General features: G+C 58.5%; 25 protein-coding genes. 14 read left to right on the top strand and 11 right to left on the bottom strand.

Annotation, left to right across the window (positions count from 1 at the left end):
* Window positions 1-31 precede the first annotated feature (31 nt).
* The 3 genes from KF814_07195 to rlmN are packed head-to-tail and all read right to left on the bottom strand — an operon-like array spanning window position 32 to window position 3,906.
* Window positions 32-1,384, bottom strand: a complete 1,353-nt coding sequence (locus KF814_07195) for an insulinase family protein (GenBank protein ID MBX3235920.1) — start codon at window positions 1,382-1,384, stop codon at window positions 32-34.
* A 39-nt stretch (window positions 1,385-1,423) separates the two neighbouring features.
* A complete protein-coding gene (locus KF814_07190; protein ID MBX3235919.1) occupies window positions 1,424-2,803 on the bottom strand; it encodes an insulinase family protein in 1,380 nt (459 codons plus the stop codon).
* 14 nt (window positions 2,804-2,817) lie between these two features.
* The gene (rlmN, locus tag KF814_07185; GenBank protein MBX3235918.1) at window positions 2,818-3,906 is read right to left on the bottom strand and encodes a 23S rRNA (adenine(2503)-C(2))-methyltransferase RlmN; all 1,089 of its coding nucleotides are present in this window, start codon (window positions 3,904-3,906) and stop codon (window positions 2,818-2,820) included.
* 111 nt (window positions 3,907-4,017) lie between these two features.
* Here rlmN and KF814_07180 point away from each other — a divergent pair, with 111 nt between their 5' ends.
* From KF814_07180 to KF814_07140, 9 genes are all read left to right on the top strand, one after another.
* Entirely contained in the window at window positions 4,018-6,294 is a 2,277-nt protein-coding gene (locus KF814_07180) for a transglycosylase SLT domain-containing protein (GenBank protein MBX3235917.1), read from the top strand.
* Window positions 6,295-6,370: 76 nt separating this feature from the next.
* Window positions 6,371-6,625: a cell division protein ZapB gene (zapB, locus tag KF814_07175; protein ID MBX3235916.1), complete on the top strand. Its 255-nt coding sequence runs from the start codon at window positions 6,371-6,373 to the stop codon at window positions 6,623-6,625.
* Window positions 6,618-6,914 carry a cell division protein ZapA gene (locus KF814_07170; protein MBX3235915.1) on the top strand — a complete coding sequence of 99 codons (297 nt, stop codon included), beginning with the start codon at window positions 6,618-6,620 and terminating at the stop codon, window positions 6,912-6,914. Before zapB ends, KF814_07170 begins: the two co-directional genes overlap by 8 nt.
* A gap of 575 nt (window positions 6,915-7,489) precedes the next feature.
* Window positions 7,490-9,067 (top strand): ribonuclease Y, encoded by a 1,578-nt coding sequence (gene rny / locus KF814_07165; GenBank protein MBX3235914.1) that lies wholly within the window; start codon window positions 7,490-7,492, stop codon window positions 9,065-9,067.
* A gap of 10 nt (window positions 9,068-9,077) precedes the next feature.
* On the top strand, window positions 9,078-9,857 hold the full coding sequence (locus tag KF814_07160) for a TIGR00282 family metallophosphoesterase (GenBank protein MBX3235913.1): 780 nt from the start codon (window positions 9,078-9,080) through the stop codon (window positions 9,855-9,857).
* Between the two features lie 35 nt (window positions 9,858-9,892).
* Window positions 9,893-11,251 carry an exodeoxyribonuclease VII large subunit gene (locus KF814_07155; protein ID MBX3235912.1) on the top strand — a complete coding sequence of 453 codons (1,359 nt, stop codon included), beginning with the start codon at window positions 9,893-9,895 and terminating at the stop codon, window positions 11,249-11,251.
* A gap of 58 nt (window positions 11,252-11,309) precedes the next feature.
* The gene (xseB, locus tag KF814_07150; GenBank protein MBX3235911.1) at window positions 11,310-11,567 is read left to right on the top strand and encodes an exodeoxyribonuclease VII small subunit; all 258 of its coding nucleotides are present in this window, start codon (window positions 11,310-11,312) and stop codon (window positions 11,565-11,567) included.
* A 62-nt stretch (window positions 11,568-11,629) separates the two neighbouring features.
* Window positions 11,630-12,415, top strand: coding sequence for a TlyA family RNA methyltransferase (locus tag KF814_07145; GenBank protein MBX3235910.1), 786 nt, complete (start codon window positions 11,630-11,632; stop codon window positions 12,413-12,415).
* Window positions 12,416-12,564: 149 nt separating this feature from the next.
* Window positions 12,565-13,488 carry an SDR family oxidoreductase gene (locus tag KF814_07140; protein MBX3235909.1) on the top strand — a complete coding sequence of 308 codons (924 nt, stop codon included), beginning with the start codon at window positions 12,565-12,567 and terminating at the stop codon, window positions 13,486-13,488.
* Window positions 13,489-13,496: 8 nt separating this feature from the next.
* Here KF814_07140 and KF814_07135 read toward each other — a convergent pair whose 3' ends face one another.
* A complete protein-coding gene (locus KF814_07135; GenBank protein ID MBX3235908.1) occupies window positions 13,497-13,817 on the bottom strand; it encodes a rhodanese in 321 nt (106 codons plus the stop codon).
* Window positions 13,818-14,119: 302 nt separating this feature from the next.
* Between KF814_07135 and KF814_07130 the strand changes: the two genes are divergently transcribed.
* The 3 genes from KF814_07130 (at window position 14,120) to KF814_07120 (ending at window position 17,491) form a co-directional block, all read left to right on the top strand.
* The gene (locus KF814_07130) at window positions 14,120-14,449 is read left to right on the top strand and encodes a divalent-cation tolerance protein CutA (GenBank protein ID MBX3235907.1); all 330 of its coding nucleotides are present in this window, start codon (window positions 14,120-14,122) and stop codon (window positions 14,447-14,449) included.
* A gap of 119 nt (window positions 14,450-14,568) precedes the next feature.
* On the top strand, window positions 14,569-15,588 hold the full coding sequence (locus tag KF814_07125) for a M23 family metallopeptidase (protein MBX3235906.1): 1,020 nt from the start codon (window positions 14,569-14,571) through the stop codon (window positions 15,586-15,588).
* Between the two features lie 220 nt (window positions 15,589-15,808).
* Window positions 15,809-17,491, top strand: coding sequence for a formate--tetrahydrofolate ligase (locus KF814_07120; protein ID MBX3235905.1), 1,683 nt, complete (start codon window positions 15,809-15,811; stop codon window positions 17,489-17,491).
* A gap of 5 nt (window positions 17,492-17,496) precedes the next feature.
* On the opposite strand, the gene KF814_07115 is transcribed toward KF814_07120, so the two are convergent.
* Window positions 17,497-18,357: a protease modulator HflC gene (locus KF814_07115; protein MBX3235904.1), complete on the bottom strand. Its 861-nt coding sequence runs from the start codon at window positions 18,355-18,357 to the stop codon at window positions 17,497-17,499.
* Window positions 18,354-19,397 carry an FtsH protease activity modulator HflK gene (gene hflK / locus KF814_07110; GenBank protein MBX3235903.1) on the bottom strand — a complete coding sequence of 348 codons (1,044 nt, stop codon included), beginning with the start codon at window positions 19,395-19,397 and terminating at the stop codon, window positions 18,354-18,356. The genes KF814_07115 and hflK overlap by 4 nt, the downstream gene beginning before the upstream one ends.
* A gap of 127 nt (window positions 19,398-19,524) precedes the next feature.
* Here hflK and KF814_07105 point away from each other — a divergent pair, with 127 nt between their 5' ends.
* Together KF814_07105 and KF814_07100 are read left to right on the top strand one after the other, a co-directional pair.
* Window positions 19,525-19,845: a winged helix-turn-helix transcriptional regulator gene (locus KF814_07105; GenBank protein ID MBX3235902.1), complete on the top strand. Its 321-nt coding sequence runs from the start codon at window positions 19,525-19,527 to the stop codon at window positions 19,843-19,845.
* A gap of 54 nt (window positions 19,846-19,899) precedes the next feature.
* Window positions 19,900-20,715 carry an arsenite methyltransferase gene (locus tag KF814_07100; GenBank protein MBX3235901.1) on the top strand — a complete coding sequence of 272 codons (816 nt, stop codon included), beginning with the start codon at window positions 19,900-19,902 and terminating at the stop codon, window positions 20,713-20,715.
* 152 nt (window positions 20,716-20,867) lie between these two features.
* Here the strand turns inward: KF814_07100 and KF814_07095 are convergent, their stop codons facing one another.
* The 5 genes from KF814_07095 to KF814_07075 all read right to left on the bottom strand — a co-directional run bounded on the left by KF814_07095 (window position 20,868) and on the right by KF814_07075 (window position 25,289).
* Window positions 20,868-21,995, bottom strand: coding sequence for an inorganic phosphate transporter (locus KF814_07095; protein ID MBX3235900.1), 1,128 nt, complete (start codon window positions 21,993-21,995; stop codon window positions 20,868-20,870).
* Between the two features lie 99 nt (window positions 21,996-22,094).
* Window positions 22,095-23,132: an arsenosugar biosynthesis radical SAM protein ArsS gene (gene arsS, locus KF814_07090; protein MBX3235899.1), complete on the bottom strand. Its 1,038-nt coding sequence runs from the start codon at window positions 23,130-23,132 to the stop codon at window positions 22,095-22,097.
* A 46-nt stretch (window positions 23,133-23,178) separates the two neighbouring features.
* Window positions 23,179-23,535, bottom strand: a complete 357-nt coding sequence (locus tag KF814_07085; GenBank protein ID MBX3235898.1) for a winged helix-turn-helix transcriptional regulator — start codon at window positions 23,533-23,535, stop codon at window positions 23,179-23,181.
* On the bottom strand, window positions 23,532-24,722 hold the full coding sequence (locus KF814_07080) for a methyltransferase domain-containing protein (protein ID MBX3235897.1): 1,191 nt from the start codon (window positions 24,720-24,722) through the stop codon (window positions 23,532-23,534). Before KF814_07080 ends, KF814_07085 begins: the two co-directional genes overlap by 4 nt.
* Window positions 24,723-24,950: 228 nt before the next feature.
* Window positions 24,951-25,289, bottom strand: a complete 339-nt coding sequence (locus KF814_07075) for a DsrE family protein (GenBank protein ID MBX3235896.1) — start codon at window positions 25,287-25,289, stop codon at window positions 24,951-24,953.
* Window positions 25,290-26,187 lie beyond the last annotated feature (898 nt).

Raw genomic sequence — 26,187 nt, 5'->3', positions numbered from 1 at the left:
GGCGGTATGACTCGGAACCGGAAACAGCTGGCTATTGCTTGACCTTGGCTTTGGAAATGGCGCCGACGACGACCAAGGCATAATGTTGGACGTCGAGGTATTGCTTGGCGACGCGCAAAACATCCTCCTTAGCGACCTTCTCGATGGCTTTCGGATACTGGGTGAAGTAGTCCAGACCGAGATTGTAAAACTCGACCTGTGCGAGGACATTGGCCAGCTTGGCGCTGCTGTCGATCCGCAGGGGAAAGCTTCCGACGATGAAGGCTTTCGCCTCACTGAGTTCTTGATCCGTGACCGGAGCCTCACGCATGTTCTTGATCTCTGCTAGGACACCGGTGATGGCTTGATTGGTGGCTTCGGTGCGCGTTTGTAAGTTAACGAGGAAGGCGCCGGGCATCAGGCGCGTGTCGAACTGGCTCATGATGCCGTAGGCCAACCCTTGTTTGTCCCTGATGGAATCCATGAGCCTGGACGAGAAGCCGCCTGCGCCAAGGATGTAATTCATGACCGTGACGGCGTAATAGTCCGGATTGTTCCGGCTGATTCCCGTGTGTCCGAGCACAATGGTGGATTGCGTCAGATCTTTTTCGATCAGCTGGACCATCTTGCGGTCGAGCGAGGCGGGTCTCTTGAGTTGAACGGTGCTCGACGCCCCCTTCTTCCATCCGCCGAAGTGGCTTTGCACCAGGTTGTTCACCTGGTCGACCGTCAGATCTCCGACCACGACCAGGATGGTCTGGTTGGGCAGGTACTCTCGTGCGTGAAATTGCTGCACATCGGCGAGGGTGATTCGGTTGAGCGACTCCTCCGTACCTTCGGCAGGCCAGCGATAGGGGTGGCCATGGAACACGAGCTGGTTGAACGCCTTCATTGCAACGTGGCCCGGGTCGTCCTCGTCGTTCAGTAACTCTCCGATGATTTGGGTTCGAACGCGCTCAAATTCCTGCTTGTGGAAGGCTGGGTGCTGCAGCATATCCGCCAGCAGCGTAAACCCCAAATCGACATCCTTCTTGAGGACGCGGGCAGAGGCGGTCGTAAAATCTTCCGAAGCTCTGGCTTCCAGCGAGCCTCCGACGAAATCAATCTGCTCGGCAATTTGCTTCGAGGTTCGGGTCGTCGTGCCTTCGTCGAGCAGGCTTGCCGTCAGGTGAGCGAGTCCTGCCTTGTCCGATGGGTCCTGCGCGGCCCCCACCTTCAGAAGAGCGTGAATTTCGGCCGTCGGCAGAAAATGCTGTTCGAGGAACAGTACGGTCATGCCGTTCGGCGTGACGAACCGAACCGGGGTGATATCCGCAGCGTGGGCCGACCAGGTGACGCACAGGAGGAGCACCACGCACAGTGCGGCAGCCAGTTGGGCTATTCTGTCGGGACGTGGAGATTGCACGCGGTCACCAGATAGGAGGTTTACCATGGGCATCGCTTGTTATGGGGCCGGCGTGGCTGCGGCATTCTGGCGCGGAGGGTTCGGCAACAGGATGCCGGTGGTGCGCACGTCCGCGCTCAGATATTGATTGGCCACGCGAAGCACGTCTTGCACTGTGACGGCCCTCGTTCGATCGATGAATTGCTCAACCTTCCGCCACCCGGCGCCGACGGTTTCGGCTTCGCCCAACAACATGGCGTGCCGGAAGTTGGAATCTTGTTCAAAGATATGGGCGGCTTCGATTTGATTCTTGGCACGCTGCAATTCGAGCTCGGTCGGCGGTTCCGTCTGAAGACGATGGATCTCCTTCAATAGGGCTTCTTCCACCGCTTCCGTCTTCTCGCCTGGCTTCACCAAAGCATAAAAGTAAAAGAGGCCTGGGTCCGCCTGCATCAAACCGTAATCAGCTCCCACCGCGAGGGCCAATTTCTGGTCATACACCAGACTTTGATAGAGGCGTGCGCTCTTCCCATGCGACAAAATGGATTCGAGAATGTTCAAGGCGTAGGAGTCATCGCTTGTGTAGTTCGGTACCCGATAGCCCATCATGACGAAGGGGAGCTGGGCTTCACGCTTGAGCAGGAAGCGCCGCTCGCCTCGTTGATCGGGCTCCCGCACGGTCAGCGGTTTGGGGGACGGTCCCTTAGGAATGGGCTCGAACAGCCTGGCGATCGTCGGCAACAGTGATTCGGCCTTGATGTCGCCCACCACGACCAGGGTCGCATTATTGGGCGAATAATAGGTGTCATAGTGGCGCTGCAAATCGTCCAGGTTCATCGCCTCGAGATCCGCAAACCACCCGATGACCGGCCAGTGATAGGGGTGGCTCATAAAGGATTGGGCGAAGAGTGATTCAACCAGGGCTCCTTGCGGATCATCCTCCGATCGGAGCCGGCGCTCTTCCTTGACCACTTCGCGCTCGGTCTTGAATTCGTTCACGTCGAGTACCAAGCCCTGCATGCGGTCTGCTTCCAGTTCCAGTGCGAGGCCCACTCGGTCAGCGGCGAGATTCTCGAAATAGGCGGTAAAATCCTGACTCGTGAAGGCGTTGTCCATGCCGCCATTCTTACGAATCAGGCGGGAGAACGAGCCTTTCGGGTATTTGGTCGTTCCCTTGAACATCATATGTTCGAGCATGTGGGACAGGCCTGCCCGCCCCATGACCTCATTGCGGGAGCCGACTTTGTACCAGACCTGCACGGTGGCAACGGGTGCCTTCGGCACCTCGACCAGCAGGACCTTCATATCGTTCGACAGGGTAAATTCTTTGGGTTCGACGGCTTTCGCCGGCGTCGGAAGCCAGGCAAGAAGCAGAGCCGGAAATAAAGCGCTCAGGATTGACGCGCGGAACCGATTGGGGCGTGTCGACTGGCTAGTCATCTAAGAAAATCATGCTAGCAACGGGGCTGAATCTGTGTCAAGGCAACCGGCGGATTCGACTGACCGAGGCGTCCGAGTTGACCGCAGGCACCCAGCACATCGCGACCTCGGCTCCTCCGCAGATACACATCCACGTGTGCGCGGCGTAAAGTTTCCTGGAACGCCGCAACGGTTTCGTCGGTCGGCCGCCGATAGGGGCTGCCCGGGAACGGGTTGAAGGCAATGAGGTTCACTTTGCAGCGGAGCCCGCGAAGCAGCCGCACCAACGCTCGGGCTTGTTCGGGGCCGTCATTGAGGTCAGCCAGCAGCACGTATTCGAAGGTGAGACGGTCGCGCTGTGCCAGGGGGTAGGCCCGACAGGCCGCCATGAGATGTTCAAGCGGGTGCAGTCGATCGACGGCGGGCATGATTTCGCGGCGAAGCTGGTCGGTCGGAGCGTTCAAGGAAATGGCCAGGTTCACCTTCAGCGGCGCCACGTCTTTGATGCGCGACGCGAGCCCAGCCGTCGAGATTGTGATGCGCCGAGGGGAGAAGCCCAGCCCCCATGGTTGATTGGTGAGCTTGATCACGGCGTCCGCCACCGCATCCAGATTCGCTAGGGGTTCTCCCATGCCCATGAACACGAGATTCGTCAGGCGGCGGTCCTCGCCTAACTCATCCTGGGCCAGCAGCACCTGGCCGAGGATCTCGTGGGTTTTCAGATTCCGTTGTAGCCCCATCGTGCCGGTCAGGCAGAATCGACAGTCGAGCGTGCACCCGACTTGGGTAGAGATGCAGAGCGTCAGCCGATCGTCGTCGGGTATCAGCACGCACTCGATCTGCCGACTATCCACGAGCGTAATGACGAACTTTTGGGTGCCGTCTTTCGAGGAGAAGCGCTCAACCCGTTCCGGCTGCTCGATCGTGCAGGTTTCGGTCAAACGTGTGCGATCCGCCTGAGACAAGTTGGTCATTGCGGCCGGGTGTTTGATCCGGTGCTGATACAGCCAACGGAGAATTTGCTGTGCGCGATAGGCAGGCCAGCCGAGCCCGCGCACGAAGTCGGCGAGTTCTGCTTCGCTCAGCGCCAGCAGATTGATGCGTTCGCCGATGGAAGGGGGCATAGAAAGAGCCTAACATAGGAAAAAAACCTGCGACAAGCAATGCAAATCGGGTCGCCTTTATTGGATGCTTTGTTATAATAGAGCGCTGCCCACCCTCTTTCCAGGATGAACGTGAGCCGACCTTCCCGACGGACCCTTTCTGTCTGTCTTGCAGCGTGGATCCTGGCCTCGTGCGCCCTTCCGACGGCCATTGCCGATTCTCCGCCGATTCCTGCGACCACGCCTCCAGCCTGTGAGGAGCCGGAAGCCTGTTTCCGAGCCGCAGTCGGGATCAAGGAGGGGCGAGGTACGCCGGCTCAGCGTGATCAATTATTGGCATCGAAGATCGAGCAGCTGCGCCAGCTGTTGAACCTTTACCCTGGGACGATCTGGGCTAAACGCGGGGAGATCTTGCTTGGCACACTGCTGGTCGAGCGAGAACCTGCCGAGGCGGTTCGTTACCTGAGGGAGGCGCAGCGGGACACACCCATCTTGGACGACTATCTCCGGCTGTGGATCGGCGGCGCGTTACTCAAGATGAATGATGCGCCTCAAGCCGCTGAAATGCTCGAAAGCATTCCCCAGGCGGTGCCTGATTCCAATGTGTTGGCAAAGGCGGCCTATCTCACGGGCGACGCCTGGTATGCGGCCGGCGCCTATGGGAAGGCGGCCGATTGGTTCAGTCGGGCGCTCGGCCTGGCCGACAAAGATCCGGCGGCACCGGCAGCGTTACTGCATTTGGCGGATTGCCAAGTTCGAGATGCTAAATTTCCGGAGGCCCGGGCGACGTTGAAGCTCCTCTATTTGCGGTATCCCCACAGTCCGGAGGCGAAGGACGCGAAGACGCGACTTGATGCGGGTGTCGGCGGTGAATTCTGGACTCCTACGGCAGAGGACCATTACATCCGTGCCCAGGCGTTCTTCGCGCAGGCCCTCCAAGCTGAAGGAGTCGAGGAGGTCCGCCGGTTTTTGGGTATGGCACCGGGACATCCACGGCGTTTCGAAGCGCGTCTGAAGTTGGGGGTTGCGGCGGTGCGGTTGAAACAATACGACGTGGCCAGGGACGTGTTCCGAGGGCTTGCGGCCGATCGGGTCCAGGAGTCCGCCGAAGCCACCGTGTGGTTAGCGCGGGTGTACCTGCGGCAGGGGCATGGGGACAAGCTGTTGGATTTGGCCCGGTCTGTCGGCAACGGCTCGCTGAGCGGTGACCAGCGGGCGATGGTCCACCTCTTCGCTGGCGTGTGGCTGGAAGACCAGGGGCGATTCGATGAGGCCATTGCGATGTTCCAGCATGTGGCCAAGCTTGGGGATTCCGCCAGTCAACGCGCCGAAGGGCTCTGGCGAGTCGGTTGGGCCCAGTATCGCGTGGCGCGGTATCAAGAGTCCGCCGGCACATTCAGGCTCGTCGCAGAGTCTCGGGCAAACGGATTGGACTCTCAGGGGATGTATTGGCAGGTGCGGGCGAGTGAGCGTGACGCTCGTCAGAGGGACAGGTCAGCCGAGTCCTACGCCCAGGTGTGTGAGCGCTACGCCTACAGCTACTATTGCCAGCTGGCCGCACAGCGCGCGACGCTGTCACCATCGGTCCCGCCGCCCTCTACGCCTCAACCTGCCGAGTCCACGACCGGTGTGAATGGCGAGCGGCTGCCCGAGACGCGCCGTGCCGAGATTGAGCGGCATCCGGCCTATCGCCGAGGTATTGAACTGAAGACTTTGGGCTTGGGACAGGACGCCTCCCGCGAAATCGGCTACCTGACGGAACTGTACAGTCGCGATCAGGATGTGTTGCTCGCGTTTTCCGCCATGCTGAGTGAGGCGGGTGCCTACCATCCTGCATTGCGGATCGCCAAGATCCATTTCCGCGACAAGTTGGAGCGGGCGGGGATGCCCGTTGCACCGGAACTCTGGTCGGTCGCGTACCCGACGGGTCTGTTGCCGTTGATTGAAGCGCAGGGGATCAAGACGGTCGACCCACTCCTGGCTGCTGCCATTATTCGGGAAGAGAGCCAGTACGATGAAAAAGCCGTATCGATGGTGGGCGCGATCGGATTGATGCAACTCATGCCGGTGACGGCCAACGCCGTGGCGCAACGCTATGGATTTCCTGCTGTGAGCCGGGAAGAGCTCTTCGATCAGGAGACGAACATTCGGCTGGGCGTGCGCTATCTGGGCCAGCTCCTCGAGCAATATTCTGGAAATATGGCCTATGCGGTGGCGGCGTACAATGCCGGTCCGATTGCCGTGAACGGCTGGATCGCCATGCATCGGGGGCGGGATCAAGATGAGTTTGTGGAACTGATCCCCTACCAGGAAACCCGATTGTATGTGAAGCGGGTACTCCGAAGTTATGGTGAATATGTCCGTCTGCGAAGCGGTGCCGCGACCGCCTCCGCTGCTCCGGTTTCTTGACAACCCTGGGCCAACTTCCTATATTTCGCCCATTGTTTTTTATTGCTGAACATTTCCTGCAAAGTGAGGAATTCGTATGACTTTAGAGCGTCTTGATGCCCTGGAATCCCGTATTCGCGATTTGGTGAAGTTGGTCCAAGATGTAAAGCGGAAGAACGCCTCGCTCGAGGACGAGCTTCGGCTTGCACGGGAGCGCCTGGCAACTCGTGATGATGAAAACCGCCGTTGGGAGCGCGAACGCCTGGATATTCGGTCCCGTATCGAAAAGGTACTGGGGGAAATCGAGGTGTTGGAGTGTTTAGACACATCCAAGGAGGTGGCGCTTGACTAAAACCATCGAGGTCGAGATCTACGGACAGCGCTACACCGTCAATGGTGATGCCGATGAATCGTATGTGAGGCGCCTCGCTGAAATTGTTGATAAACAAATGAAAAACGTGTCGACGAGCATGAAGACTGCCACCCCCGTCAAGCTGGCTGTCCTGGCTGCCATCAATCTTGCCCATGAATGGCTGGAGTCGGAGCGCCGCCATCAGCAGGGTGAGGCCGATGTGGATCGCCGTATGGCATCCCTCATGGATTCGATCGACCAACAGATGCCATCGATCCTGTCCCGTTGAGTTTCGCCTTGCAATCGAAGAAGTGCTTTGTTATCGTCTCCCCTGTTTCTAAGTGAGTGGTTGTAACCTGGAGGGGGCAGCCAACGCACGACAGGAAAGGAAGTTTGGGGTAGGGCGGAATTTGACGACAGTGTTCGAGCGCTAAACATATGGAATCGCTACAATTCGTGGTTGTGGTCAGCGTGGTCTTCGGGGCATGGGGCAGCCGGTTCGCAGCACATGCCTGTGTCATCGTGCGACAGATTTCAGATTGGATGCTCAGCGGGAAGGGACATGTCTTGGCTCGGCTCACGCCGCAGGCGCGACTTCTTCCCGTACGGACAACATACTTGTCTCGGCGGCTTTGCCGGAATCGGGGGCGAAGCGCAGAGATGGTTGATTTGGGTCGAGGACGGCCACGCCTCGTTCCAAATGGGCTCGGGCGATTCCGCGACTCGTCTTCACTGATCTGATAGGGCCGTTCTCTTCCTTTCGGTTTTCTTCCGCCGGTCTCGGCTGGCTCGCTTTCCCTCCCTCAGATTCGTACAGTTGACTGTTGCACTGAGGCGTGCGACGGCCTCGTGCATGTAAGGGAGGTGGTTCCCATTTCTCTCAGCGTGATTGCCTATATTCTGACAACATTGTTAGGCGCGGGCGCGGGCGTCGGGTTGTATGAGTTCCTTCGCCGCCGGTCGGCACAGGCTCGCCGGGTTGAAGCCGAGGACCAGTCTGCGCAGATCATTCAAGCGGCGCAACGGGAAGCCGAGAATGTGGTGAAGGAGGCCAGACTAGAGGCCAAGGACTTGGTGTTTCAGGCCAAGACTGATGTGGAAAAGGAGCAGAAGTCTCGGCTAGCTGAGACCGCGACGGTCGAGAGGCGCATCGCCCAGCGAGAGGAAACCCTCGACAAGAAATTCGGCGTCCTCGAAAAGCGGGAAGGTGAAGCACTCAAGCGCGAGCAAGAGTTGATCCGGCGTGAAGAGGGCTTGGTTCAAAAAGAGGCGCAGTGCGCCCAGGCTGTCAAAGAACATCGTGAAGCGTTGGAACGGGTGGCCGGACTGACGGCCGACGAAGCCAAGCGGCAGCTGGTTCAGGAGATGGAGAGCCAGGCACGGTTGGAAGCTGCGGGGCTTGCCAAACGGACGCTCGAGGAAGCAAAGGAAAACGCCGAACGCGAGGCGCGTGAAATAATCGCCCGATCGATTCAGCGGGTTACCCGCGACTACGTGAACGAAGCCACGATTTCTGTGGTTCCGATTCCAAATGACGCCATGAAGGGGCGCATCATCGGTCGCGAGGGCCGGAATATTCGGGCAATCGAGGCGGCGACCGGCATCGATCTCATCATCGACGAAACACCGGAAGCCGTCATTATTTCCGGATTCGATCCGCTACGCCGAGAGATCGCGAAGGTTTCCCTTGAGCGCCTGATGCACGACGGTCGGATTCACCCGACGCGTATCGAGGAAATCGTCGACAAGGTGAAGACGGAGATCGAGAAGCTGATGATCGAAGAGGCGGAAAAGGTCATCTTCGAGGTCGGGCTCTCGGATTTCCATCCTGAACTGGTCAAGGTACTTGGGCGGTTGAAGTATCGCACCAGTTACGGCCAAAACAATCTCTACCACGCCCGCGAGGCCGCGTACATCTGCGGTATTATGGCTTCCGAACTCGGCCTGGACGTGAAGTTGGCAAAGCGCGGTGCGCTGCTGCACGACATCGGCAAGGCCGTCAGCCATGAAGAGGAAGGGCCCCACGCCATGCTCGGGGCCGAGATCGCGAAGAAATACGGGGAACATCCCAAGGTGGTGAACGCGATCGCTGCCCACCACGAACAGGTCGAGCCGATTTGTCCTGAGACGGTCTTGGTCGCGTCGGCTGAGGCGCTCTCGGCCGCCAGGCCAGGGGCAAGGCGAGAAGCGCTCGAATCGTACGTCAAGCGGCTTGAGAAATTAGAGTCGCTGGCCACCGGGCTCAAGGGAGTGCAGAAGGCCTACGCGATTCAGGCCGGCCGTGAGATTCGCGTCATTGTGAAACAGGAAGATTTGACCGATCCCGAGTGTTTTCAGCTGTCGAGGGATCTGGCGAAGAAGATCGAACAGGAATTGACCTATCCGGGCCAGATCAAAGTGACAGTGATCAGGGAAAGCCGGTTCGTCGATTACGCCAAGTGAGTGAAGGAATATGAAAGTTTTGGCCATCGGCGACATCATGGGGGAACCGGGCCGTCGAGCTGTCGGTCGGCTTTTGCCGAAACTGATTGCTCAGCACGATATCGATGTCGTGATCGGCAATGGAGAAAACGTCGCGGGGGGATTCGGGATTACTCCCGACCTCTGCGACGAGCTGTTCGATTTGGGCGTGTCGGTCATTACGACGGGCAATCACGCTTGGGACAAGAAGGAACTTCTGGACATGTTTCCTCAGGAGGCACGGTTGCTACGGCCGGCCAACTACCCCGAGGGCGTACCGGGAAGAGGCAGTTACATCATGACGACGCCCGGTGGGGAGTCACTCGGTGTGCTGCAATTGATGGGGCGGGCATTCATGCCGACAATCGATTGTCCCTTTCAGGTCGCGAAGCGTGAGCTGTCCCGTCTGAAGACCCAGGTGGCGGCGGTGGTCGTCGACATGCATGCCGAGGCGACGTCCGAAAAGATGGCTATGGGGCATTTTCTTGACGGGCAGGTGACAGCGGTGGTCGGGACCCATACCCATGTCCAAACTGCGGACGAACAGATACTTCCCAAGGGTACCGCCTACATTACCGATATCGGCATGACGGGGCCGCTGCATTCCGTCATCGGCATCAAAAAGGAGCTTGCGATCGAGAAGTTTTTGACGGGCATGCCCCGTCGGTTCGAAGTCGCCTCCGGTCCGACCGTCTTCTGTGCCGTTCTCGTGGATTTGGATGCAAAACTCGGCAAAGCGCTGTCCATTCAGCGCATCAGAGTGGTGGATTGACCTCTCACCCTGCGTGGCGACTGGCCCGGTGAACCATGCCTGGGCCTGATGCGCTTCCTCGCCAAATCGTTTCCGTTTCAGCACTTACTCGGATCATCCGCCGTTCTCTGGAAGAGCAATTCCAGGATGTGTGGATTGAAGGAGAAGTGTCCAACCTTCGTGTCCCTAGTTCCGGCCACATGTACTTCACGTTGAAGGACGAGCAGGCTCAGATTCGCGCGGTGCTGTTCCGATCGGGCGCGGGCCGGCTGAGGTTTGCTTTGCAAGAGGGCTTGTCGGTCATCGTGCGTGGACGCGTCACGGTGTATGAGCCGCGTGGCGAGTACCAAGTGATCGTTGACTATGCAGAGCCGAAGGGGATTGGCGCGCTCCAACTTGCGTTCGAGCAGCTCAAAGCACGATTGGAGGCTGAAGGCCTGTTCGCAGAGGACCGGAAGCGTCCCCTTCCGGCGTTTCCTCGAACCGTCGGCGTCGTGACTTCCCTGACCGGCGCGGCCATCCGTGACATCCTCGCGGTGTTGCAGCGACGGTTTCCCGTCGCCGACGTCCTGATCGCACCAGTGGCGGTACAGGGGCAGGAGGCCGCGGTTCAGATTGCCGATGCGATCAGCGCTTTGGGTTCCCAGCGGGATGTTGATGTGCTCATCGTCGGACGGGGCGGCGGGTCGCTGGAAGATCTCTGGTCCTTCAATGAAGAGATCGTGGTCCGTGCCATCGCGGGGTCACCGGTGCCGGTCGTGTCGGCGGTCGGGCATGAAATCGATGTGACGCTGTCAGATTTTGCCGCCGACTATCGCGCGCCGACTCCCTCGGCGGCGGCCGAAGCGGTCGTGCCGGTGTTGGAGGAAGTGGTCGATCGTCTGGCCTCAGCCGAAAGCCGCGTGCGGCGGGCGATGAAGGTCTGTCTACTGCAGTCGCGGCATATGTTGGACCGGTACGTGAGTCTGCTGGCGGACACGCGGTATCTGGTCCACCGTCAGACTCAGCGGCTCGACGAGGCGGAGGCGGCCTTGGTACGATGGATGAGTCAGCGTGTGACGCAATTGCATCGCCACGCGGTGGAATTGGATTATCAGGTGCGGGTCTCCAGCCCTCAACGGACGATCAGGCAATCCATGGGCCTGGTCCCGCAACTCCTTCAGCGGCTGGATCATGCGATTGGGAAGAGGTTGCTGCAACGGCGGCAGGTGCTCCATGCCAGGCTGGCCTCGCTCGATGCACTGAGCCCATTGGCCATCTTGCAGCGCGGATACTGTTTGCTGCAGACCGTCCCTGACGGGCAGATCATCAAGCGGGCATCGGAAGTTCATATTGGCGACAAGGTGACGGCGAGATTGGCGACCGGGCGGTTGGTCTGTTCGGTCCAAGATGTTCAATCCCATGTGTCGACTTGACCTGCATGGGGGTGTGGACCAATAATGCTCGATTCGTCCCCCTGGAGTAGGAGCGGAAGTGGCTGCCATTAAGTTCGAACAAGCAATGGCTCGACTCGAGACGATTGTCGGCGAGCTCGAAAAGGGTGATCTACCCCTCGATGAGTCGCTCAAAATCTTTGAAGAAGGTATTCGCCTGTCGAAAACCTGCTTAAAGATGTTAGAGGATGCCGAGCGCAAAGTTGAAATCCTTGTGCAGGAAAAGGACGGCCGTAAGCGGTTGCAGGCCTTTTCCCTGGAGGATGACGACGCCGGTGCCCCCTCTGCCAAAGTCTAGAATCCATCGGTCGGTAGCGGACCTGTCCACTCGATCCCGTTACAACTTGTCGTGATGTTGCTATGAGGTCGCGGATGCGTGCTGAACGCGAACGGCTCGATCGTGCGCTGGTGACGAGGGGGCTTGTCTCCAGCCGTGAAGAAGCGGCACGGGTCATTCTTGCGGGAGCGGTGCGCGTGGGGGGATCGATCGCGGACAAGCCGGCACGGTTGGTCTCGCCGATGGAGGAAGTCATGATCACCGGGCCTCGATCTCCTTATGTCGGGCGCGGTGGGGAGAAATTGGCCGCGGCGCTGGATCAGTTCAAGATCGATCCGAAGGGGTTCGTCTGTTTCGACGTAGGCTGCTCGACCGGGGGGTTTACGGATTGCCTGCTTCAACGGGGTGCCTCGAAGGTCTATGCCGTGGATGTCGGCTATGGGCAATTCGATTGGCGGTTGCGGCAGGATCCGCGGGTGGTTCTATGGGAGCGCACCAACGTGCGGTATCTCGAGCCTGATCGAATCAGTGAGCCGATCGACCTCATCGTCATCGACGTGTCTTTCATTTCCTTGACCATGGTCCTTCCTCCCGTTGTGCAGACGCTTGCTCCGCAGGGCAGCATCGTCACGCTCATCAAACCGCAGTTCGAAGTTGGAAAAGGACAGGTCGGGAAAGGGGGGATCGTGCGGGATGATGGTTTGCGTGAAGGGGCTGTTGAAAAAGTGGCGGCCTGCGCCACCGAATTCGGTTTGATGCTCGTCGAACGTATCGATTCTCCCGTCGAGGGGCGAAAGGGAAATCGAGAAATTTTGGCTTGGTTCCGTCGTGGGGTAACTGTCGCCTCATCCGCACAGCAGGGTTCTTGAAGATGAATACCTCGACGGTTCCCTCACTTGCACAACGCGAATTGACTTTGCGGCTTCGGAGAGAAGGTGTACTCTGCGATCGATCACCCTGGGTAGGGGAAGTGGTTCAACAGAGCATCCAACCAACCGGCTGAGCAGCGAGGAATGGCATGAAAGTTTTGGTGACGGGGGGCGCGGGCTTCATTGGTTCGCACGTGGTGGATCGATTGCTGCAAGAAGGGCATGCCGTGGTGGTCGTCGATAACCTGGTTACCGGGAAGCGAAGCAATGTCCCGAAGGCCGCGCAGTTTTATAAAATCGAAATCGAGAACCCCAAACTGGAGCGAGTATTTCGCAACGAACGGCCAGCGGTCGTCATGCATTTGGCCGCTCAGATGAACGTGCGGCGTTCGGTGGACGATCCCATGTTCGATGCACAGGTGAACGTCTTAGGCACTTTGAACGTCTTGGAGCAGGCGTCGCGCCACGGGGCGCGAAAGGTGATCTTTTCGTCATCTGGCGGCGCCATATATGGCGAGCAGCAGAGTTTTCCTGCAGCCGAAGTACATGTCACTCAGCCCCTGTCCCCCTACGGCATCAGTAAACTCTGCGGGGAGCATTACTTATCCTATTACAGCCGTTTGAGCGGGATTCAGACCGTCAGTCTCCGATATGCCAATGTCTACGGCCCCCGCCAGGACCCTGAGGGAGAGGCTGGCGTCGTGTCTATCTTCATTGAAAAGATGCTGCATCGAGAACAGCCGGTGGTCAATGGAAATGGGCGTCAGACCCGAGACTTCGTGTTTGTCGAGGACGTCGTCGAGGCAAACCTCATGGCACTGGGGCCTGAGGTTCAGGGGGTGTATAACGTCGGCACCGGCGTGGAAACGTCGGTCAACGACTTGTTTCACCTGTTGGTCGAGTTGACGAAGACCGAGTTCAAGGAAGTGCACGGTCCGGCGAAGAAGGGGGAGCAGGCTCGCAGCGTGCTCGATTCAACGAAGATTCGGACAGAACTGGGATGGGAACCCAAGTTTGATTTGCGGGAAGGGCTCAGGGAGACGGTCGAGTATTTTCGCGAACAAATCGGCTGATCGGTGCCTCAGTATCGAGGCACTCCCGGGTCCACTTGAATGGACCAGGCATCGATCCCACCGATGAGGTTCTTCACGTTAGGGAAACCCTGCTGGAGTAAGAAGGCTGTCGCGTCCGCGCTTCTCATCCCATGATGGCAGTAGGCGATAATCTCGGCGTTGCGGTCGATCTTATCAAGGGACTGTGGCAGGGATGCGAGCGGAACGAGGACAGATCCGTCCAGCTTCGCCAGGGCATATTCCCACGGCTCGCGAACATCTACCAGCACCGGTTTTTCGCCTTTATCGAGCTTTGCTTTGAGATCTTTGACTGTGATCGTGAACGCCATCGTGGCACCTCCGTCAGTAACTCGGATCATAAGCGAGCCTGAAAAGGAGAGTCAACTGCACTGGCTCTAGCTCGCGAGCGACCGGGCAACCGTAGGAATGGTGGTTGATCCCCTCGCGACTCGTTCTCTCCTGCTGGAATAGCGGTCGTTTTTTGTCCGCTCTGTACGGTTTCTGTCCTTTGTAATCAGTGTAATGGAGGCCAGGGCCGGGAAATGAATTTTACGTCCTTAAATAACAGTAAGTTAGGGGACGTCCCTGAGATCTGGAGGCATGAAAGTTGCGTAAAGGGAAGGGGGCAGACGTGCAGGAGGACATAACCGAAATTGTGGTGCTCGTCACGGCGGCCTCCCAGGAAGAAGCGGAGCACTTAGGGCAAAAGGTCATAGAGCGGAAACTCGCAGCCTGTCTCAACGTTGTTAGAGATATTCGATCCTTGTTCCGTTGGGAAGGGCGAGTCAACGTCGAAACCGAGTGCCTGTTGATATTCAAGAGTTCGAGGAAGTGTTATCAGGAACTTGAACAGATCATCAAAGAGAACCATAGTTATTCGGTCCCTGAGGTCATTGCTCTTCCGATTATTGCCGGCTCCGCGCCGTATCTGCAGTGGATTAGGGATGAAACGCGGAAGTAGTTGAATACACTCGCAATATTATTTGAAACAAAAGGTTGACCAAGCGGAATGAGATCAGTACACTGCGCAGAGTAGATTGACGCTCACCTTCTATTGAATCCGTTAAAGAGGTATGTGCTATGAGCCAGCAAGCGACCGAAACCAGTGATGCCTACACCGTTGTGGTGTTCCGAGGCTCTTCCTCGAAGCCCCTTCGGTTCAGCTTCCCGCGGAAATTCGTTCGTAAGCTGTTGATTTTGTCTGCCATTTTAGTTGTTGCCGACCTGTTGGTCATTTCCCACTACGTTATTCGGACGGGCGAAGTGTGGCAGTTGTCGGCTTTCCGTGCGGAAGCGATGAGTGCCCGTGAGCAGACGGCGGCTTTCTCCAGCGCCATCGACGACCTGAAGAAGCGTCTGGCGGCAATGGGTGAAGTCAACCAGCGCCTCCGCGTCATGCTTGGTATTGACGCCACGAAGCAGACCGGTGACTTGGCCAATGGCCGAGGTGGTGAAGAGTTGCCCCTTCCCGATAGTAAGGGAAATGCAACGAACTCCTCGAACCTGACCTCCGGCAACGATCCCCGTCAACAAATCTCAGAATTCAAAGATTCCAATGGGTTGGATGCAAACGTGACTGCTGAAGATGCTGAAGTGATCGCCCAGCAGGTCCGCGACAGCATCAGTGCTCTAGCCAAGGAAGCGTCTCTGGAAGAGCGGGTACTCCAGGAGTTGACTGAAGTTGCCGAGCAGCGGTCGACCCAGTGGGCCTCGACCCCTTCCATCTGGCCGGTTCGCGGTTGGGTAACGTCAGGCTTTGGTCCCCGGGTTTCCCCCTTCACGGAGAAACCAGCCTGGCATGACGGGCTGGATATCGGTGCTGCTGCAAATGCTCCTGTCCAGGCTCCCGCCCTTGGCCGCGTGATCTCGGTGAGCTTTGATTCCAAGATGGGCAACATGGTCAAGCTAGACCACGGGTATGGCATTGAAACCGTCTACGGCCACTTAGCTAAAGCCTTGGTGAAGGAAGGCCAGCGGGTGAAGCGTGGTGAAGTGGTGGCTCTCGTCGGAAGTACCGGCCTTTCGACTGGTCCGCACCTCCACTACATGGTTAAGAAAAACGGTCAGGCACTGGACCCAACCAAGTTCATCCTCGACTAAGCCGTCCACCAATTCAGAATTCGTAGGTTTCTGCAGTTTGTGACATCGGCCTCCCCTCCCTTGGATCTGACGACGGCTGCCCGTAACGGTCCATCGCTGACTTCTTCTACCCCAGACAGCAGCTCCATCTATCTTAGATCCCGTCCGGTTTAGTTCATTCCAAGGGTTTTGCTATACTCCCGCGTTCCTGCTCGACCACCTCTGATATGGGGAATCACGCATGACGGATTTGGAGATTGCGCGCTCAATCACACCCAAGCACATTTTCGAAATCGGACAGGCGTTGGGGCTTCCATCCGATGACCTTATCTCGTTCGGCCGGTACAAGGCCAAGTTATCGCTTCGATTGACCGAGTCGCTCCGGACTCGTCCGAAGGGACGCTATGTGCTGGTGACTGCCATCAATCCCACGCCACTCGGCGAAGGGAAGACCACGACGTCCATTGGGCTGGGTATGGGGCTCTGCCGACTTGGCCATCGGGCTGCCGTGACACTCCGCCAGCCTTCGCTCGGTCCGGTGTTTGGGATCAAGGGCGGGGGAACGGGGGGTGGTCGAGCGCAGGTCTATCCGATGGAGGATATCAATCTGCACTTTACAGGGGATGCCCATGCCGTTTCGTCGGCGCACAATCTCCTGTCCGCCTTTGTCGACAACCATCTCTTTCACGGCAATAGCCTCAACCTTGATCCCCAAACCGTCCATTGGCCGAGGACGCTGGGTGTGAGTGACCGAGCCCTTCGAGAGGTTGCCTTGGGGGAGGGAACCGGCGGGCGGCATGGGCGGTTTGTGATTACCGAAGCATCAGAAATTATGGCCGTCCTTGCATTGGCCACCGATTACGCCGACCTCAAGCACCGTCTTGGGAACATTCTTGTCGGAGTGACGAAGGATGGCAAGGTGCTTCGTGCGAGAGATTTCAATTGTGTCGGGTCGATGGCGGTCTTGCTGAAGGATGCCTTGTTACCCAATTTGGTCCAGACACTTGAGGGGACACCGGCTTTCGTACATGCCGGGCCGTTTGGAAACATTGCACACGGGAACTGTTCCATCGTCTCGGACCAGTTGGCCCTTCGCTGCGCCGACTATGTGGTGACGGAAGCGGGGTTTGGGAGTGACTTGGGGGCGGAGAAATTCTTCAACATTAAGTGCCGCGCATCTGGGCTTTACCCCGATGCTGCGGTGGTAGTGGCGACCCTCCGGGCGTTGAAGCTTCATGGAGGTGGCGGCATCGTCAGGGTGGGGGTTCCGCTTCCGAGCGGACTGACGGGCCCTAACCAGGCGGCGCTTGAAAAGGGATTCGGCAATCTGGAACAGCACATCGCCAACGTGCGCGCCCATGGCGTACCGGTTGTCGTGGCGGTCAATGCCTTCAAGGATGATCCGGTCGAGGAACTCAACTGGGTGCGAGAACGGGCTCAGGCTGCCGGGGCGGTTGACGCGGCCGTGTCGACGCATTGGGCTGACGGGGGGCGTGGGTCTGAAGAGCTGTCTCGAGCAGTCGTGAAGGCGGCGTCGCAAGGGACCGCGTTTCGCCATCTGTACGAGCTGACGTGGCCAATCAAGAAAAAAATTGAGGCCATTGCGACAACCATCTATGGAGCGTCAGGGGTTTCGTTCAGTCAACAGGCCGAAGCAGATATCAAGTTGGCGGAGCAACTCGGGTGCGCCGAGCTGCCTATTTGCATGGCCAAGACTCCGTTGTCCCTATCCCATGATCCAAGCCTGAAGGGACGCCCGTCGGGATTCATCGTGCCGATTCAAGAGGTCCGCATCCTGAGCGGGGCGGGGTTTCTCACTGCTATCTGTTCGGGGATGCAGTTGATGCCGGGCTTGCCGACCAAACCAGCCGGGGAGCGAATCGATTTCGATTCCATTTCCGGAACGATCGTCGGCCTGTCGTAAGCGATTCAATGCTGCTTGAGGTAGCGGAAGAACTCGGAGTCGGGGCTGACCAGAATGGTGGTCTTGTCTTTGAAGGTCTTGCGGTAGGCATCCATGGTCCGGGTGAATTCGAAGAAATGAGGATCTTGCCGATAGGCCTCGGCATAGATGTGAAAGGCCTTGGCATCGCCGCCTCCCCGCAGTTCCTCTGATTCGCGATACGCCTCTGCCAGGATGATTTCGCGATCCTTTTCCGCATCGGACTTGATCTTCTGCGATTCTTCCGCTCCCTCGGCCCGATACTGCTTGGCCTGGCGTTCCCGCTCAGCCTGCATTCGAGCAAACACGGCCTTCTCGTTCTGTTCCGGCAAATCCGCCCGCTTGATCCGGACATCCTGGATTTCGATGCCGTAGGCCGAAGCTTTTTCGTTGGATCGCTGGGTCACCACCGTCATCAGATCGGCTCGGGCGGTGGACACGATTTCCGCCAGGTCGTGACGTCCGAGTTCCACGCGCAGTTCGGAATAGATGATGTCATGCAGCCGCTGCAGCGCCCCGCGTTGGCTCTGGAACGCCTGGTAGACCTTGAGCGGATCGGTGATCCGCCATTTCGCGAAGTTGTCCAGCAACAGGGTCTTCTTGTCTTGGGTGATCACATCCTGCGCATCGGAATCGTAATCGAGCAGACGCTTGTCGAAGTAGGTCACTTCCTCGATGAAGGGGACCTTGAGGTACAAGCCCGCTTCGGTCACATTGCGGACCGGCTTGCCCAATTGCACCACGATGGCATTTTGCGTTACGTCCACGATGTAAAACGGAGAGGCTCCAAGGACGAGCAGCCCGACCAAGACGCCAACGAATGCGAGAATGAAACCTTGTTTGCTCATTGCGTCCGTTCGTGTACTCCGCTTGACGGTGCGGGCGCCGGTTTGGCGAAACGATCAAGGGGCAAATAGGGCAGAGCGCGGTCGCCGCCTTTCCCGTCGAGGACGAACTTGTCGATGTTGGGCAGGATCTCCTCGAGCGTTTCGATATAGATTCGCTTGCTGATGATGTCCTTGGCCTGGTTGTACTCTTTCAAGGTCGCGAGGAAGCGATTGGCTTCACCTTGAGCGCGGTTCAAGCGCGCTTGCGCGTAGCCCTTTGCCTGGTTCACGAGCTGCGCCGCTTCGCCCTTTGCTCGGGGAATAATGTCGTTGCGGTAGCCCTGAGCCTGGTTGATCAGCTTCTCGCGGTCTTCCTTGGCATTGGTGACGTCCTTGAAGGCAGCGGCAACGGCTTCCGGCGGATGCACGTCCTGCAGCTGAACGGCCGCGACCTGCACGCCGGTCTTATACTGATCGAGGATACGTTGGAGCTGTTCCTGCGTGTCCTGCTGAATCTGTGCCTTCCCGGTCGTCAACGCCTCGTCGATTTTGCTCTTGCCGATGACTTCGCGCATGGAGGCTTCCGCGGCTTTGCCGATTGTGTCGTGGATGTCGGCCACGTTGAACAGGTATTCGCGCGAGCTCTTGATCTTGTATTGCACAATGAATTCGATGGCGAGGATGTTCATGTCCCCGGTCAGCATCAACGCTTCCTGCGGAACCATCTGTTGCCGCCCTTGCCGATCGGTGCGAAATCCGACCTCGACACGGTGAAGTTTGGCGACTTTCGGTTGCAGAACGCTTTCAACGACCGGAATTTTGAGGTGAGGACCGGGATCGACGACCCGGACCGGCACGCCGAAGCGCTTCACCACGCCTTCTTCGTCGGGACCGACGATGAAGGCACTTTGCCAGATGAGGAAGATGATGAGCGTGACGAGGAGGAAATTGCGAAGACCGCCGGAGGGCATCAGCTGGCGAAATTGACCCTGCGCCTGCTTGAAGGCGTCATCGAACTTATCGCCCTTTTTGCTCCAAGGATCCTTGGGATCCCAGACCATGCGGAAGCTCGATTCGGCTAAGGACAAGATCGCGTGCCTGCACACCTTAACAAAGTGGGCCGGCTTGAGCAACAGGCAAGCCCGATCCGCTTGACTGATCAAGAAATGTTGATGTAATTTACTTTTCATGAATACGAGCGTTGTAAAGGATACCGCGCGGGCAGCGGAGCTCTTCCACGCCCTGGCTGATCCGACGAGATTGGACATCTTGGAGGAATTGAAGGACGGCGAGCGGTGCGTATGCGAGCTGACCGAGGCGTTGGACGCAGGACAATCTCGTCTCTCGTTTCATCTCAAGGTCCTCAAGGACGCCGGACTCATCTTGGATCGGCGCGAAGGACGTTGGATGTATTATCGGTTACAGATCGAGACATTGAACGAGCTTGAAGCAGTCATTGACTCACTCAAGGAAGCCCGCCGGGTACGTCGTTCCAGCACCTGTTGCTGATATTTTTTTGTGTCTTATGCATCAAGAATTGTTGATCAATACGGGAGGTCTACCATGGATGCACAGGGTATTCGCGAACTGGTGAAGGAAAAATACGGGGCGGCAGCCGAGCGAGCCACCAAGGGGGGAAGTTCCTGCTGCGGGGCGATTCCCGCATTAGTCAACGTCGATCCTATTACCTCGGGGCTCTATTCCTCCGAGGAGCAGGACGGACTGCCCAGAGTCGCCGTGGCTGCGTCGTTGGGCTGTGGGAATCCGACGGCGTTGGCAGAACTCCATCCCGGGGAAGTCGTACTGGATCTCGGATCGGGCGGCGGAATCGACGTCTTGCTTTCCGCAAGGCGCGTGGGCCCGACTGGCAAAGCTTACGGGCTTGATATGACGGATCAAATGTTGGACCTGGCCAGGGACAATCAAAAGCAGGCCGGCTTGCACAACGTCGAGTTTCTCAAGGGGGAAATTGAGAAGATTCCGCTGCCCGACAATTCCGTCGATGTGATCATCTCCAACTGTGTGATCAATCTCTCGGGAGAAAAGGATCGCGTTCTGGCCGAAGCATTTCGCGTCCTCAAACCCGGAGGACGGTTGGCGGTGTCGGACATCGTAGTGCGGGGAGAGGTGCCCGACGCGATTCGACGAAACTTGGAATTGTGGGCGGGCTGTGTAGCCGGAGCCCTGGAAGATCGCCGGTACCATGCCATGCTCGAGACAGCAGGGTTTGTCGAGATCGGGATTGAACCGACACGGATCTACACGGCGGCGGACATCGCGGAATTCCTCTCCGGCGCGGGTCTTGAGCAAAAGAGTCTGGTGCATGAGGTCGAAGGCAAGTTCGCCAGCGCCTTCATTCGTGCCAGGAAGCCACTGTAAACGACGGCGTGAGTGCCGCTTCTCCTCGGTGCGTCGGGTCGGGAAGCGTCCGCGGAGACGACGCTCTTCATAAAGCAATACATCGAGATATGTCTATATGTTGTGTGTGCCGGCCTTGGTGAGGCGCCGGTCAGGGGATGAACGGGAAAGGATTACCGCATGCGCAAGAGGATCCAGCAGGCGAGCGCCGCGAAGCAGCCCGACGCGGGCAGCGTTACGATCCAGGCCAACACCATGTCGCGAACCGTGCCCCAGCGGACGGCGGCGCGGCCCTTGAACAACCCGATGCCGATGATCGCCGAGCTGCTGATGTGCGTGGTCGATACCGGCCAGCCGAGGATTCCGGAGGTGAGGACGAGCGTCGAGGTGGTGAGGTTGGCAGAGAGGCCTTCTGCATGGTTCATCTGCGTGACCTTCTCCGCCAGCACCGCAGTGACGCGCTTCCCGCCCAGATGACTGCCCAAGCCCATGGCCAATGCCACACCCGCATAGGCGCCGAATTGCATAAGTCGATTGGGCCATGTCGCCGTTGCGGCGCCGAGCAACAGCATGGCCACGATTTTCGGCGCATCGTTCGTCCCCCGCGCAAACGCGGCAAGTCCGCCGGAGACCCAATGAATCGTGTCCAATCCGACGATCAGCCCTTGCAACCCCGCACGGTCGCATTGCTCGGGGATTGCCACGAAGGGACCACCAAAGACTTTGTTGTGGAACAGCAGGCGCGCACTGCCCTGGGGGTCGATGGCGACAAGCGCGCGGGAGTCCGGCATGACGCAAAGACAATGACCTCCCCACTTCGTGGCAGCGAGTCGAATCACCGGATGGACGATCAATGATACGGAAAGGGCCAGGAGCGGGCTCAGCAAAAGGGGGAGAGCGATCTTGGCTTGGATCGCCGGCCACAGCAGCCGTTCACCCAGCATGGCAGCGAGGCTGCTCCCGACGATGGCACCCGTCAGCGCATGCGTCGTCGAGACCGGAAGTCCCGTTCTCGTGGCCACTAAGACCCAGGCGACGGTCCCGCAGAGGATGGCCAGTGCTACGGCCGGTGGCAATGCAGTGCCGGCCCGTAGTAGTCCGCTGCTGAATGTTTTGACCATGGCCCCTGCGACGAAGGCCGATGTACTGGCGCCGGCGACTGTCCAGGCCGTTCCCCACAGGATGGCGCGCCGATAGTCCGTGACGCCGCTGCCGACCAGTGTGGCGATCGCTTTGGAGACATCGTTGGTCCCGTTGGCGAAAGCAAGGGCAAATACCAGAATGAAAAGGAGAATCTCCATCGCAAGGTCGAGGACAAGGTTGAGGCTAACGTGTGGAGTGATCTGGGGGCAGAACCACGTGGGTTGCGCTCGATCTCAGCCCGAACCGCAACCTCCCTACTACGTGACTGCGCCGCCGCACGAAGAGCCGGAGCCGGCCGTGCAGCCATAGCAATGGTTACGCGTGATGATGCGACGGTGTTGCAACCGAACCGGATCGAAGTCCCGAATATGCGTTGGGACGTCGGAATGTACTGGAAGGTCCAACATCTGGTTGAAATCGCAATCGTAGAGCTTCCCGTCCCATCCCACTGAGAGTGTATAGCGGCACATGACCCCGGCCGCAGCCGCGGGATTGAACGCATTCGCCAAGCGCTCCATATAACCTTCGAAATTGCCGCTCTCCACCAAAAATTCCAAAAAGCGGCTCACCGGCATGTTCGTGATGGTGTACAGGTGATTGAACACGATGCCGTGCTTGGCGAGTAATTCTTTGCGGAATTGCGCCTCGATCGCTTCCTGCTTGGGAGGGAGGAAGGCGCCGACGGGGTTGTGGACCAGATTCAATACCAACCCGCTGCCCTCACGGCCGTATCCCAAATGATTGAGCAGGCGCAATCCTTCAATTGACTTGTCGAAGATTCCGTCGCCCCGCTGTGCGTCGGTCTGCACGGCGCGGAACGAGGGGAGTGAGGCGACGACTTCCACCCGATGCGTCGCCAGGAATTCGGCCAGATCCGCCTGAGAGGGCAACAACAACACCGACAGATTGCAGCGATCCATCACCTGTCGGTTGAGCGCACGAGCCTGTTCGACCAGCCAACGAAAATTCTGGTTCAGCTCCGGCGCGCCCCCGGTGATGTCGAGGGTCGGAATGTCGGTCTGTGCCAAGGCGGCGATGCACTGTTCGGCCGTTTCCTTGGACATCTGTTCGGTTCGGTCCGGTCCGGCATCCACATGACAGTGGCGGCAGGCCTGGTTGCACAGCTTCCCGACGTTGATCTGCAGGACCGAAATGCCGGTCGCGTGCAACGGAAAGAGGCCGTGGCGCTGGATCAGTGCGTCGAACGGCGGGCAGCCGTTGATTTCGTGTAAGTGCTTCAGCTGTTCCGCGGGAGCGGCCAGCGGATTGCCTTGTGCCAGGAGCGACTGTGCCATGGTTGTTCAGTTGGGGTGGAAGGGCGTTACGATGACCTGGGTCTCGCTACTTTCCGCGCTGCAGGTTCGATAACGTTGAGGCCGGAAAGCGCACCTCACAACAGCCGAAATCTAAGGACTGTCCTTGCCCGTTGGCCAGCGCGCGCTTCATGCCCGGTGTGATGCGATAACAGACCCGTTTTCCTTCGCGGATTCCCTCGACCAGCCCGGCATGCCGAAGAATGCGCAGGTGGTGTGAGACATGGGGCTGCGCGCAGCTGAGCTTGAGCATGAGTTCCGTCACGCAATGATCGTTGATGAGCAAATATTCCAGAATCTGCAGACGGGTTTCGTCTCCGATGGCTTTCAGGACGGCCGCGCATTGGCCGGAGGTCAGAACCGTTCCGGTCGTCTTTGATTTCACGGACAACAGGCTCCTCCGGGCGCGCAGCTCACGGCTTCGCCGCTCACCTCTTGTCCGGCCCGATTGATGATCGCAAAGTGCCGGGCATAACGGGTATCTCCCAAGACCGCGACGGTCTTCGAGCAGATCTCCAGTGGCTCCCCGCGACGGTACCGATGTTGGTCGTCGTCGGCGACTTCGAGGAAAGGACCGGCCAAGAGCGCGAAGTCGCCGCGCCACACGCAGGGCTCATCCGCCGGCAGCACCGAAGCCCAGCGTGAATCATTCCGATTGAGCGGCTGCGGTTCGGCCGACAGCACAAAATGGGGCGCGAGGGGCGGCTGGCTCAAGAGCATGGCCGTGTCGGCATCGATCGGCTGTGGGATGCCGCGGTGGTACACAGTGCCTTGTTCATCGACGGCCTGGCTGAAGGGGCCGGCGAGCGTGGCATGACGCAGGGCGGTCCCGGCATTTGCCGGAGGCAGTTTGTACCCGGTCAACGTGACCGAAAAGAAATGAATCCCGTCGATGACCTGCCAGGGAGACGACTTCAGCAGGTGGATTCCTCGGAATCCGGCTTGGGCCATCCCGTTCATATAGTCGGTCAGGGTCAACGCGCCGGACAGGCAGTCTCCCCATTTGCCCGCATCGTGAATCAGATATTGCGGCACGGTCTGATCCGACACGATGTCCGAGATCGTGAACCGGCCGCCCGGCTTGGAGACGCGGAACATCTCCGTGAAGACGTTCCGCTTGTCGGGCGCCAGGTTGATCACGCAATTGGAAATGATGAGATCGATCGTGTCGTTCTCGACCGGCATCGCGTCCGCCATGCCTTTGCGGAACTCGACGTTGGAGACGGCATAACCGAGATTGGACGCTACGATCGGTGCATTGCGGCGCGCGATCTCCAGCATCGTGTCCGTCATGTCGATGCCGATCACCGCACCGGTGGGGCCTACGAGCCGGGACGCTTCGAAGCAGTCGATGCCGCCGCCAGATCCGATATCCAGCACGCGCTCGCCCGCGTGGACGGTCTGTAGTCCCGCCGGGGTGCCGCAACCGTACGAAATCTTGAGCACTTCTTCGGGAATGAAGGTTTTGAGATGCCCCATGTCGTAACTGGTGGGGCAGCACATCTGCTCGCCCGTCGAGGCAGCGCGGGCGTATCGTTCGCTGACTTTCTTGGTGATGTCGTCGGTGGCCATGTCTGCTTCGTGCCTTCCTGGGATGATATGGAATGAACTCTATGTAACACATTTTGCGCCGGTTCGGCCAACCGAGGTCCGCTGCGCTGGCCAGCCTGGTGAAGCCTATGCCCGGGGATTCGCTTCAGCGCGGGAATCCGTGGAAGGATTCCGGACGCTTTGTGCAACCGGCGACGTGAAGGGGGAAGCGAGGCCCTGTCGAGGAGCCGTCGCTTCCACGCAGTGTCGTCAGAAGGTAATGACTTGATAGCCTTGCGAGATCAGTAAACGGAAACTTGGATGTCCGTTGTACTCACCTACTAGCTTCACCCCGCACGCCACGACCTTGTCCTTGACCCCGAACGCTCCGGCGCAGAACTCGCACGCGCCGGCGATCCGATCTTTCACCGCCTCATAGAGCGCATGAATCTTGTGGTCAGGCTTCTCCAATTCGGGAATCCACTTTGGCCCGGCTCCGTCGAAAATCAGCCGCACATCGTCGTGGCTATCCTTGAACTCCTTGACCGCTTCCAGCGCGTTCACGACACGCCCCAGGCTTTCATGGGTCTCCGTATCCGCCAGAACCACAATCGTGACTTTGGATATGCTGCACTCCTTTCAATGAAGAGAGAATATTCCCTCGCGGTGACTTCTTCTGGAGTGCCTACTCTAGCGTGAGACTGCCGAAGGGATCTGTGAGATGGCTTACAGAAACTTGGAGGGAAAAACCGATACAGCAATCTGAATAGGCGGTTCCTATCAGGCGTTCAGAAGAAACGATTCGTTCGTGTTAGTCCGCGAGCCGATCCCATCTTGATGCTTTCGTGCAAACTTCTGAACGGTTTGCGCCTCAATGTCGGACATCCCTTTCGAATCGCAAGCTCAATGCGCTCAGGACATTGGTGATGTCGATCCTGCGTCATTGGGGGTGGGTGCCGGAACAGCATCTCGACCATTTTGCGCGGCCGGCTGTGCTCAGCGCACCTGTTGGATGCGCTCACGCTCGTCTCGCTGAAACATTGAGCGACTATCTGAATCGCATCGCTCATGCGCCGCAGGCGTGGCAGGCGAAGACTGACACTGTTGCCTGAAGACAGCCGGTGATCCGGCTGGGGTCGCGCGACGATTCCGGCCGGTGCCCTACGCAGAACCTTTCGCTGCTCCCCTCGCTCCAACTGTAACACAGCTCACAGACTGCCCGGCTCGATGCCGATACAGTCAGCCACACCATCGCTTGCTGGGACAGTTGTCTGCGCAGAGACAGCGTGATGTTGCGAGGGGGCCTCTCACAAAGGAGGAACGAGGATGGCGATGATGTGTTCGATGAAGGGGTGTTCGGAGAAGCCTGGGATGTGCGCTCATGAAAAGATGATGGTTGTGGTGATGGCCATGCTCATGGTTGGCGGAGCGGCCTACTGGTTGTTGGGATAGGCCGCGCGCCGTTCGGTCTTCTTCTTGGTTGGTCTATCGAGCGGGCCTGGGCTGT

The sequence above is a fragment of the Nitrospiraceae bacterium genome (assembly GCA_019637075.1).
Classification (GTDB): domain Bacteria; phylum Nitrospirota; class Nitrospiria; order Nitrospirales; family Nitrospiraceae; genus JAHBWI01.
The sequence above is the reverse complement of the archived record's forward strand: the minus strand, read 5'-3'. Positions and strand labels throughout refer to the sequence as shown.

Coding starts and splice junctions, on each gene's coding strand:
- KF814_07190 (MBX3235919.1), bottom strand. CDS start 2,803: ATGACTAGCCAGTCGACACGCCCCAATCGGTTCCGCGCGTCAATCCTG.
- rlmN (MBX3235918.1), bottom strand. CDS start 3,906: ATGCCCCCTTCCATCGGCGAACGCATCAATCTGCTGGCGCTGAGCGAA.
- zapB (MBX3235916.1), top strand. CDS start 6,371: ATGACTTTAGAGCGTCTTGATGCCCTGGAATCCCGTATTCGCGATTTG.
- KF814_07160 (MBX3235913.1), top strand. CDS start 9,078: ATGAAAGTTTTGGCCATCGGCGACATCATGGGGGAACCGGGCCGTCGA.
- KF814_07155 (MBX3235912.1), top strand. CDS start 9,893: ATGCCTGGGCCTGATGCGCTTCCTCGCCAAATCGTTTCCGTTTCAGCA.
- KF814_07145 (MBX3235910.1), top strand. CDS start 11,630: ATGAGGTCGCGGATGCGTGCTGAACGCGAACGGCTCGATCGTGCGCTG.
- KF814_07140 (MBX3235909.1), top strand. CDS start 12,565: ATGAAAGTTTTGGTGACGGGGGGCGCGGGCTTCATTGGTTCGCACGTG.
- KF814_07135 (MBX3235908.1), bottom strand. CDS start 13,817: ATGGCGTTCACGATCACAGTCAAAGATCTCAAAGCAAAGCTCGATAAA.
- KF814_07125 (MBX3235906.1), top strand. CDS start 14,569: ATGAGCCAGCAAGCGACCGAAACCAGTGATGCCTACACCGTTGTGGTG.
- KF814_07120 (MBX3235905.1), top strand. CDS start 15,809: ATGACGGATTTGGAGATTGCGCGCTCAATCACACCCAAGCACATTTTC.
- KF814_07115 (MBX3235904.1), bottom strand. CDS start 18,357: ATGAGCAAACAAGGTTTCATTCTCGCATTCGTTGGCGTCTTGGTCGGG.
- hflK (MBX3235903.1), bottom strand. CDS start 19,397: ATGGTCTGGGATCCCAAGGATCCTTGGAGCAAAAAGGGCGATAAGTTC.
- KF814_07105 (MBX3235902.1), top strand. CDS start 19,525: ATGAATACGAGCGTTGTAAAGGATACCGCGCGGGCAGCGGAGCTCTTC.
- KF814_07100 (MBX3235901.1), top strand. CDS start 19,900: ATGGATGCACAGGGTATTCGCGAACTGGTGAAGGAAAAATACGGGGCG.
- KF814_07095 (MBX3235900.1), bottom strand. CDS start 21,995: ATGGAGATTCTCCTTTTCATTCTGGTATTTGCCCTTGCTTTCGCCAAC.
- arsS (MBX3235899.1), bottom strand. CDS start 23,132: ATGGCACAGTCGCTCCTGGCACAAGGCAATCCGCTGGCCGCTCCCGCG.
- KF814_07080 (MBX3235897.1), bottom strand. CDS start 24,722: ATGGCCACCGACGACATCACCAAGAAAGTCAGCGAACGATACGCCCGC.